Raw genomic sequence first — 8,371 nt, 5'->3', positions numbered from 1 at the left:
CGTGGGCCGTGCGGTGGTCGGCCGGGCGCACTCCCGCTGCGGGCCCGGTCGAGGTGAGCGGGGGCATGCGACCCTCTCCGGTCAATTGTCCTCGCCGTACCAGGTCGCTCGGTCGTCTTCGGTGACCTGATCCTCGAGGATCACCTTCGGGAAGTCGTTCGAGTCGAAGGTGCGTTCGTCGAGTCGTTCGATGCCGCGTTCGCCGGCGATCTGGTCGAGCACTTCTTCCGGCGTCATTCCCCTGGCTCCGGGAGCTGCCTCTCCGGCGGAGATGAGCAGCTCGACGAGGTCGCCGGGTCGGTAGTTCTCGGCTTGGTAGGTGTATCCCGCGATGGTGCCGGATTTTGTTCCCATGTGTGATTCCACTCTTTCGCTGTGGTGCTTACGATTACGCTTCTCCAGCGGGCACGCCGAGTGCCCAGCGTCGGCAGTTCGGTTACCGGGTGGCGACGATGTCGTCGATGTACTCGCGTGCCGACTCGGCCGTGTCGAACGTGTCTGCGCCACTGAGGTACTGAACGCTTCCGTCCGGACTGGCGGCGACGGCGCGAAATACCTTGCCGCTGTCGGAATTACCGAGCTCTCGGTAGCTGGATTCGACGAAGTAGAAGCCGCCGATGATCTCCGACTCCACGGACGATCCGTGGTAGAGAGCCGTACCGGTGTCGAACCAGCTGTGACCCAGTCGGGTGTTCGCTTGCTTGATTTCGTCGATGGTGTTGTAGCTCAAGTGTTTTCCTTTCGATGTCGCTGCACTCGCACGCAGCGAGGCGGCTCGGTGGGTGATGCGCCGGTGGCTATCGGGTTGACCCGACGGGTGACACGGAGTGGCCCTCCGTCTCTGTGCCCCCGCATCCGGCGCAGTGGAACCAGGCACCTTGATGGTCGAGGTCGACTTCGACGACGACCTGCCCGACCGAGTTGCTCCACGCGGTCAGTGCCTCGTTCTGCTCGGCGCTCAGGGCGCTGTCGTCGTCGTTGACGACTGCTACCGCGCAGGGGTGACACAGGATGTCCGCCACATTCGCTCCATTCGTTTCCATCTACAGAACACCGTGCCGAATTTCGATCGATGGTCTCTCGATTCCACACCATACCGCCTCGAAATCGACACCTTCGATTACATACGGATACCGCCGTATGCCTCCACTGATGCCGGCGAGTGAACACTACCCACTTGCGGCGTTATTCGGAAGATCGACCGGCCGAGCATTCGAAGGATAATCCGTGGTCATCAGCGGATATGATCACCGAGGCGAGCATCACGACAGCCGTGCGCACAACCGGCTCGATACGCAATGGCGACAGGCAAACAAGTCATCCGAATAGGACCCAGTACACATGGTAGATTCGCTGTTCGTATAGGAGTGAATACCGAGGGAGAACACGCCATGATTTTCACCGAAGTCATCGGGCTAATGACCAATTTCCACACGATGCGCCCCGGCGAGCTCGAAGCGCGTCAGAAGCGGTTCCGAACGATCATCCGGGACAGCCTCGCGGAGTCGGCGGCACCGGTTGAATACCGTGACGATCAGCCTCACCTGATCCCCAACACTTACGATTCTGCGGACTACTTCGTTCCGAACGCCGACGGCGAGATCCCGGCTGTGCACGAGACGTACTGCCATTTCTCCCTGATTGTTCTGTTCGAGGATGTGACCCCGTTCGATGCGCAGCCGGAGGTGGTCGCGCATGCGATGGACAGCCTGCCGCTGGCCGGTGAATTCCCCCACTCGGCGTGGCGGTTCATCCCTGATCCCCGCAGGTCCATCAGCTCCTGACACGACGCTCCGCACCCCCTTTCGTTTCAGTGCTCGACAGAAGGTGAAATCCGGTGACCGACTCGACACAGCGCGGCATGTCGCCTGCACGACGTGAGGTTTACATCAGGCTGCTGCCGTGGTTGGCCACAGGGCTTGCCTTGGTTTCGGCGGGCTCGCTCCTATCTCGTATCGTCAACCCGCTCCCTGTGACGGCGTACTCGACGACTTCTCTCGTGTGCTGGTACGGCGGCCTGTTCGGCGGTGCCGCGCTGTGCATGTGGTGGCGTACCGTTCTGCTCCGGCACGCGAGCGCGCCGGTCTCGCTGGCGAAGCAACCCGCAGCTACTCCCGACGGTCCTGTCAGTGACACCCCTCCCCCTGCATACTCCGCCGCGGAGGCCATCGTCGAGGCCCCCGATCACCCGTTTCTGGCGCGCGTGCGCTCTGTCCTGCCCGACACCATCGTGGTCCCCAATACCGGCTTGGATATCGACGCCGCCGATGAATGCCAACAATTCGTGTTGCAGACCAAGACGCCCGGCGAGTTCGCGACGGCCCGCATGCAGGAATACATCTACGAGAAGGTCACCAAGTCCGTCGGCGGGAAGTGGTCGTTGAAAGTCTTGACCGAGCGGGACATGCTGCAGTTCAACCGCAAAGCCCGCTTCCCCGGTGCCATCGCGCCGCCGATCCCGGACAGGGTTGCGCAGAGCAAGGCCGACGCGCTCGAGCTTTACTCCAGCTACCGGGTTCGCCTCGGGGTCGACGCGTTGGGGGAGATTCTCGGGGTCGACCCGGCGAAGTTCCCTCACATTCTCATCGTCGGTGGCACGGGTTCGGGTAAGTCGGTGTTCATCCGCGGCGACATCATCGAACCTGCCCGAGCAGCGGGCTGGCAGATCGGTTTGGGCGACGGCAAGACCACCGACTACGAGAGCATGAACGGCGAGAACAACATCATCGCTGTCTCTCAAACCGCGGCCGACCATGTACGGCTCACGCGCCTGTTCGTCGACGAGCTGCACGCCCGGCAGCTCGACGCCAAAACACGGAAGCGGCAGCGTCTCGCCGACCCCTTCCAACGCCCGCCGATGATGCTGCTCCTCGACGAGTTCGCGACAATGCGTTCCCACATCGAATCGACCTACGGCAAAGACGGTTTGAAGAAGTTCGTCGAGGATCTCAAGGAACTGACCCGCGTCGGACGCGAATTCAAGATCCACGTCGTGATCGCCACCCAGGAGGTCTACCGAGAAACGATCGATGGTCAGCTGCTCGGGAACATCGGGCTGCGGATCTCGCTCGGTGTACCCGCGGACAAGACGATCCGGGAGGCATTCCCGGACCAGCTTCGCACGGAGGCCACCCGTATCGGTGGAACGATCTCCTCCAACGATCGCGGCAGGGGCATCGCGCTGCTCACCGACGAAACGGCGGGCATCAACAAGGCGGTCGAGTTTCAGTCGTTCTATGGCTACTCCCCCGGCGAGTCGAAGCCGCCGCCGCCGCAACTCGTCGACGCGTGGGAGGCGTTCCGCACGCAGGTTTCCGACCGCATCCCCAAGTTGTATCCCCGTGTCTGGTGGAAGGTCGAGGATCCTCAGTACGGCGACGATATCGACGCGCTGTACGCGCTCGCGCCGGTCTTGCTCGACGGCGCGCGGGGTGAGCCCGATCCTGATGCGTTCATCTACGACCCACTGCACGAGGACTATCTCGGTACCGACGAGGCAGGTGCATCCAGACCGCCTCTTCCCGATCTGAACGAGCTCGCGACCGGCGCAACGTTCAAATTCGTCCCCACCGTTCCGTCCCCTCCCGCCTATCTCCCGCCCAGCGACGACGAAGACAACGACAGGGGCGACGACAGGGGCGATCACCCATACGGCGGGGACATCGACGACGAGCGCGCGGATCGCGATGATGCAGGACTCCGCCACACGACCCCGCCAGCGAGCGGCCCTGATGAACTACCCGAAGATTCGCCTCCAGTGAGCGAGGCGGAGGCCACCGGACCTACAGCTGACGGTCTCGACCCCTCCGCGAAAAAGATCATCCGCCACGGGCACGTCAACATCTGAGCGCGCCCGGCGGGCGTAAGCGCATCCTCGACTCTTTCACCGCGGCAACCGATATGGACCACAGCGTGGTATTCAACCGATCTCGGCTGCTTCCTTCACTTTGCCCCAGCCGCCGTACTCTTCTTTCAGCACCGCCGAGGTCGGCAGTTGGTCACGATCGGGCTGATTGCTGTGCCAGTGGTCGTAGAAGGCCTGGGTCAGGCGAGACGGCGGTCCGTGTCCCGCGTCGTCGTAACTCCGTGCTGCCCTCGCCACTGCGTCGAGCCGAGCCAGCTCCGCTGAGCGCGCCACGTGTTCGGTGCTCAACCCTGCGCGGGCTTTGAGATCCTTCCACTTGCCGAATCGCTTGTGGAGGACCGCCAGGCCGAGGATGTCGTCGACGACCACTTGCCGCAGCCGCCACTCGTCGTAGAAGTCCAACGTCATCGAGTAGGGCGCGAGACCTGTTTTGAGGGCAAAGTCGTTGCCCGCGCGTCGTAGCGCGGCCAGAGCATCCTCGTCGGACACTCGACGCCCACCCTCCTTGTTGAAGGGATTGGCCACCAAACCTGCAGCGCTGCAGGCCTTTCCCCACGTCTCGAATCGACGAATGGCGGTGATAGGCGACGGGTCGCCTGTCCTGGAGTGGCGGTTGTACATCGCAACCGAGACTCGATCGCCGTTGACCTGTTGGGCTACGTGCCGGATCGCGTCGAGGATCTGTTCGTCAGACGTGGCCATGGAGGTGTCCTTCGGTCACAGAGGATCGAGTGTTGGGCACAGCTTCCACCGCCCCTCTTCGTAGTTCATCGCGATCTGCACCGACCGGGTTTCCTCGGTCGGTGGCACGAAGCGGTTGTCGGTGATCTTGGCCGAAATCGTGATCGAGCCCGTCATCCCTGCGCCGCTGGCGTCGAGGGCTCGAATGTTCTCCACAAACTGAACGGGCACATACTTTTTCGCTCGTTCGTATGCGCTCAAGAGATCGCCGACGGAACCGAGTCCGCGCTGTTGCTCGTCGGCTGCGATGAAGCCGGCGCACGTCGACGCGGTGAACAGAGCTGCATCCTGGGTTTCCTTCGCTCGCTCGTGATTGTCGAGCACGGTCGCGGCAGTCGGCAACGTCAGGACGCGTGAGGTGAGGTCTGGACCGGGATCGCCGGCGGCATTGGGAGACGTTGTCGCGGCGGGGTTCTGGGCGACGGTCGCTGTCCCGTACTGCTCGTCGTTGCCGCTGATGGCCGTTGCGAAGGCACCGACGCCCACAGCGACGGCCACCGTCGAGGCGGTCGCGACTGACACGAGCACGATGCGGCGCAACGGGTACTTCCGCTGCTGATTCATCGCCTCCCGCGCCCTTCCATAGTCGTTGCCCAGATCTACACTCTGTGACATTATCGTACGGTCCGCAAAGCTTGCAAGAAAGGCTGGTGCAACGGCGTGCCCCACACGAGGCCCAGTCGCAGCAAGGTCCGCGCTGTCGCCGAACGGGCAGTCAAGGGAAAACTTCTGACCGTCCTCGCCGTTGCCGGTGCAGTGCTGCTGGTCGCCATCGTAACCATCTCGTTGCTCTTCTCGGCCGCGGCGGTACCTGCACTGGCTCTCAAGGAGCCGATTCGATGGCTGTTCGGATCCTCCACAGAGACCGATACGAACCCGAATCCGGGGGACACCGAGGATCTGCGTACGTGCCTCGGTGTCGACGCCGCCGTCCTCGAGACCGTGATGAGATCTGTCCCCGCGGCCACCGACCCCGAACTCGCTCGGGCCTGGATTCTCTACGCTCTCGCGCACCCTGACACCGCTGCGCTCGATACCCCCGCCGAGGGAGCTGACCCCAGCGAGCCGACGGCCGGATCCGAATCGGCTACGTTCGCTGCATTCGCCGACAGGTGGCCACTGCTCACCGCACCGGCCGATCGGACCTCGGGCACCGGCCGTATCGACCCAGTGCCCGCGGAGCTCACTGCCCTCGATCCTGTATCCGACTACCACCCCTTCATCTCGGCGTCGATGGTCGCCGTTCTCGAATTGTCCTATCGTGGAACAATTTCCATGGACGACACTCTGACTGCGTCGACGTCGGCCGAAGTTTCCGAACGATGCGCCTCCACGACCCATACGCCCACAGGCTGAGTTTCACGCCCGAGCCTGCACCATGTCCGACTACTCGGCTCCCAATCCGAGTCCGTCATATCGAACCCGCAACGGGAAGGCTGCCTCGCATGAGCACCGCAGCAATGCAACTGGCTCACCTGATCCACCTCAATTCGTTGTTGCCTGCGCCGATCCTCGAACTGGGTCCGGCACCGGTGGACCTGCCTGATGATGTCCGTTCCGTGGCCGTCGAACACTTGCTCGAGTCCGGGCTCGTCGACACGGGCGGAACTCGCCTCACTCCGCTCGGGGAATCGCTTCTGGGCCCGCTGACGGCATACACGGAGGCGTACTGGGGCATGACGCTGCTCCACAATCAACGCCAGCCAGTGCGATTCGAGGTCGACGATCGGTGGGCGGAACACCTGAGAGAGACTTTCGTGCACGCTGATACCCCTCGGGTGTATTTCGTCTGCGCATACCGCGATGGTGTCGCGACCTTCGCCGTCCGCAATCATGACAGCGTCGAAATCACTCAGTCGTCGGTGACAGGGGAAGGCTTCGCGGCCGCGACGGCGAAGCTGCTGCTCACCCTCGGTGATCCTCAAAGCCAGTGGCGGCCCCTCCGCACACCGGTGATGTCGATTCCGTACGACACTCTTGCGTCCGCACCACCGCGGCGGCCCGAGGCCGACAGCTCTGCGCACGAACAGGGCATGTATCGCCGGGGAACGGCGCAGTACATCGCCACGTTGCGGTCGGACCAGCGTGGGCTCGACTCTCGCTCGCTCACCGCGCTGTCCAAGCTGCTCTCGTACGACCATGTCGCCTCGACCCAGGTGCTGTACTCCAGTGGTCCTCAGCAACTGACCCCGGAACACGGTGCGACCATCGACTACTTTCACGCACAGGGCGTCGCGGTCTCCCACCCCCGCCACGTCGGCGACGGCACGTACTGGAAGGTCATTCAGTCCGCGACCGTCGATGCTGTAGGCCAAGCTCTCGACGCCCTCGCAGCGCTGCCGGGCTATGCCCGCGAGCCTGTGGGGGCCGGTGTCGTCGGCAATCGCGCGCCGGAGGACATCATTCGTGAATTGGGGATCGATCCGGACATGGTGCTCCGTGATCGGCGCGACCAAACCTGACTCTGCGTCGACATTGCGGCGTGGTGCCGATGCACAGCGGCCCAAGACGCATCGGGGGCGTCGGCATCGTATTTGTCGCTGCGCGGGTGCACGGCAGTCACGCGATGCCTCTCGTTTCGGGTGTCCCGCGCGTCGCGGCTACGAAACGACGTATGGCCCACCGGAGAGCTTCTCCGGTGGGCCATACGGTCGATCGATCTGAGACGAGTTCGGGCGGCGTTAGACGCTCCGAGAGGACATCGACTCAGAACCGCTCAGGGTGCCTGCGTGGATCAGGCACCCTGAGCGGCTGCTGCCGCCCTGTCGATCTGGACGCTGTTCTCGCTGCCCGTGCGAACGACGGTGCGAAGCTGCTCGACCGCGGCTCGCCCTTCGGCGAGCTGCTGGTTCATCAGCTGCGAGAATTCCGCCGCCGCTTCGGTAGCGGCACCGGAACCAGCCGCGCTGAGGGACTTGTACTGGTTGAGGACCTGGTTGGCGGAATCCTCTGCGCCGTTGAGCTGGGCGGAGACACTGGCGAGGGCCGCTTCGACGGCGGCCGGGTCGTTGACGAGTTCGGTCATGACTGACGGGGTCCTTTCAAGGGGCGGACTAGAAGGGTATGAAGCGCAGAGCAGCCACTAGATGGCGGAGATGGCTGCGTTCTTCTCGTTGTCGAGGGACTCCTGCTGGTTGGCGAAGTCGCGGAGAGCCTGCGCCTTCTCCTGGCCGTTGGTCACGATCTTGGTGGCCTTGGAATTGAATTCCTCGCCCTTGGCGATGGCCGCTGCGCCCGCATTGCCCTTGAAACCGCTGGAACCGAGGTCGGTGAACTGCGCGGCAATGTTCTTGAATCGACCCGACACATCGGTGAGGCCGGTGTCGATCTGGCTGGCGATCTGCCGAACGTTGTCCGGTGTCAGCTTGATTGGTGCGCTCATTGTGAGTGTTCCTCCCGTTAACGATGTACGTATCGGACAGGTGACGGCAATGAACACATCACCGAACCTGGTGTGGACTATACCCTACTAACCTGGTTTTCGGACGGCTGTTCACCCGATGCAGATAACCGCCTGTTGTCGGCTATAGGGAACGCTTGATCAACAGCCACGATATACGGGTTATCGCGCTGTTCATCCCTCTTATTTCCGTTGTTCGCCCCGTGCATAGGCGGCATCATCGGCGACGCAGGCCGAGCCGATGTCGGCGCGTTCGAGACGCCACCGAACCCGGCGCTCGGCCCGCCAGCAGTGACAGGACCGGGCTTGGCCATCGAAGCCAGCGGCGACGATGACGGCATCAAACCGACTCCCGCCATTCCGCC

Annotated in this window: 11 protein-coding genes; 5 read left to right on the top strand and 6 right to left on the bottom strand. The window is 63.2% G+C overall.

Going from position 1 to position 8,371, the window contains the following annotated elements; translation table 11 throughout:
• Positions 1–81: 81 nt before the first annotated feature.
• Complete coding sequence (locus RHBS_RS20175) at positions 82–354, bottom strand: hypothetical protein (protein ID WP_128646311.1); 273 nt, start codon at positions 352–354, stop codon at positions 82–84.
• Positions 355–436: 82 nt separating this feature from the next.
• Positions 437–730: a hypothetical protein gene (locus RHBS_RS20170; RefSeq protein ID WP_128646310.1), complete on the bottom strand. Its 294-nt coding sequence runs from the start codon at positions 728–730 to the stop codon at positions 437–439.
• 97 nt (positions 731–827) lie between these two features.
• On the opposite strand from RHBS_RS20170, the gene RHBS_RS20165 reads away from it, so the two are divergent.
• From RHBS_RS20165 to RHBS_RS20155, 3 genes are all read left to right on the top strand, one after another.
• A complete protein-coding gene (locus RHBS_RS20165; RefSeq protein WP_128646309.1) occupies positions 828–1,166 on the top strand; it encodes a hypothetical protein in 339 nt (112 codons plus the stop codon).
• A gap of 225 nt (positions 1,167–1,391) precedes the next feature.
• Positions 1,392–1,784, top strand: coding sequence for a hypothetical protein (locus RHBS_RS20160; protein ID WP_128646308.1), 393 nt, complete (start codon positions 1,392–1,394; stop codon positions 1,782–1,784).
• A gap of 53 nt (positions 1,785–1,837) precedes the next feature.
• Complete coding sequence (locus tag RHBS_RS20155; RefSeq protein ID WP_128646307.1) at positions 1,838–3,847, top strand: type IV secretory system conjugative DNA transfer family protein; 2,010 nt, start codon at positions 1,838–1,840, stop codon at positions 3,845–3,847.
• 72 nt (positions 3,848–3,919) lie between these two features.
• Here the strand turns inward: RHBS_RS20155 and RHBS_RS20150 are convergent, their stop codons facing one another.
• Both RHBS_RS20150 and RHBS_RS20145 read right to left on the bottom strand, forming a co-directional pair.
• Positions 3,920–4,567: a homing endonuclease associated repeat-containing protein gene (locus RHBS_RS20150; RefSeq protein WP_128646306.1), complete on the bottom strand. Its 648-nt coding sequence runs from the start codon at positions 4,565–4,567 to the stop codon at positions 3,920–3,922.
• Positions 4,568–4,582: 15 nt separating this feature from the next.
• On the bottom strand, positions 4,583–5,170 hold the full coding sequence (locus tag RHBS_RS20145) for a hypothetical protein (protein WP_128646305.1): 588 nt from the start codon (positions 5,168–5,170) through the stop codon (positions 4,583–4,585).
• 96 nt (positions 5,171–5,266) lie between these two features.
• Between RHBS_RS20145 and RHBS_RS20140 the strand changes: the two genes are divergently transcribed.
• Positions 5,267–5,962 carry a hypothetical protein gene (locus RHBS_RS20140; protein ID WP_128646304.1) on the top strand — a complete coding sequence of 232 codons (696 nt, stop codon included), beginning with the start codon at positions 5,267–5,269 and terminating at the stop codon, positions 5,960–5,962.
• 89 nt (positions 5,963–6,051) lie between these two features.
• Positions 6,052–7,068: an ESX secretion-associated protein EspG gene (locus RHBS_RS20135; protein WP_128646303.1), complete on the top strand. Its 1,017-nt coding sequence runs from the start codon at positions 6,052–6,054 to the stop codon at positions 7,066–7,068.
• Positions 7,069–7,340: 272 nt separating this feature from the next.
• Here the strand turns inward: RHBS_RS20135 and RHBS_RS20130 are convergent, their stop codons facing one another.
• Together RHBS_RS20130 and RHBS_RS20125 are read right to left on the bottom strand one after the other, a co-directional pair.
• Entirely contained in the window at positions 7,341–7,631 is a 291-nt protein-coding gene (locus tag RHBS_RS20130; RefSeq protein ID WP_128646302.1) for a hypothetical protein, read from the bottom strand.
• Between the two features lie 57 nt (positions 7,632–7,688).
• Complete coding sequence (locus RHBS_RS20125; protein WP_128646301.1) at positions 7,689–7,988, bottom strand: WXG100 family type VII secretion target; 300 nt, start codon at positions 7,986–7,988, stop codon at positions 7,689–7,691.
• Positions 7,989–8,371 lie beyond the last annotated feature (383 nt).

The sequence above is a fragment of the Rhodococcus sp. BS-15 genome, assembly GCF_000813105.1.
Lineage (GTDB): Bacteria > Actinomycetota > Actinomycetes > Mycobacteriales > Mycobacteriaceae > Rhodococcoides.
This window is presented reverse-complemented; position numbering and strand designations above follow the sequence as displayed.